The organism is Frankia sp. CoWAU3 (assembly GCF_977971855.1).
The window spans coordinates 1-1,219 of record NZ_CDWWXB010000269.1; the positions used below are offsets into that span (position 1 = coordinate 1).

Annotated in this window: 1 pseudogene; it reads right to left on the reverse strand. The window is 70.1% G+C overall.

Annotated elements, in window-relative coordinates:
* Nucleotides 1-856, reverse strand: a pseudogene (locus AC08ON_RS16905) (PP2C family protein-serine/threonine phosphatase); the annotation flags it as partial.
* Nucleotides 857-1,219: the final 363 nt, after the last annotated feature.

The window sequence follows — 1,219 nt, forward strand, 5'->3', positions numbered from 1 at the left end:
TCCGGAACCCGACCGGCTCGGGTATCTCCAACGCGTGCTGGTGAGCGAGCGGGAACAGGATGAGATCTTCGCGAGGGTGCACACCGTCGCGAAGATCTCATCCTGTTCCCGCTCGCTCACCAGCACGCGTTGGAGATACCCGAGCCGGTCGGGTTCCGGAACACCGGCGAGGACCAACGTGCGCCACGCGATCCGCAGGCTCACCCCGAGCGCCGCCTCGTCCGGGCCGTGCCCGCAGACGTCGCCGAGCAGGACGTGGAGCGTGCCGTCCGCGGTGGACACCATGTCGTAGAAGTCCCCGCCGAGCAGGGACTGCTGCCGGCCGGGGCGGTACCGGGCGTCGTGATGTAACCGGCCGTCGTCGATGAGTGGCCGGGGTAACAGGCCGCGTTCGAGGCGGGCCCGCTCGTCCGCCAGCAGCTCCGACTCCCGCAGCGCCTGCGCGGCGGTGTCGGCCCGCTTGCGCTCAATCGCGTACCGGACGGCCCGGACCAGGTCCCGCCCGTCGACCTGACCCTTGACGAGATAGTCTTGCGCGCCCGCGGCGACCGCCTGCGCCCCCCCGGTACTCGTCAACCAGACCGGTGAGCACCACGACCGGCGCTCCCGCCTCGACCGTGAGCAACCGGCGTAGCGCCGACAGGCCCTCACTGTCCGGCAGCCCGAGATCCAGCAGCACGCACGCGACGTGCTCGCTGCGACGGGCGGCTTCGGCCACCGTGCGCACCCGGGTCAGCTCGACCGGAGCGAAGACCTCGTCGAGGAGCTCGGACACCAGATAGGCGTCGGCATCATCATCCTCGACCAACAGCACCGGCCAGATCACTTTTAGGGGATCAGCGTTCGGCGCCCGCATCGCGGTGCCCTCGGTTCCTGACACATCTCCTCGGCATTGCACGACACGAGGCCATACCGGCCCAACCCGGACTCGAAGCATGGCACGACCACGACGCCCGTGCGCATAGGAACGCCGAACCGGAGTGGACCGCGGCCAGGAAGACCGGTCAGGAAGACGGAGCGCGACGGGCTCCGGAAGACCGGGCGCAGGAAGACATGGTGGGCCTACGGAAACGACGGCAGTCGCAAGGACGGATCAATGAGCGGCGGTGCGGCTACCAGCGGCGGTGTCGCCCTGCGCGCCTTCCTTCCCTGACGGGGTCTCACCCGCAGCCGGCGCCGTGGGACGGCCCAGCAGGTACCAGCCCCACAGCCCGGCGGG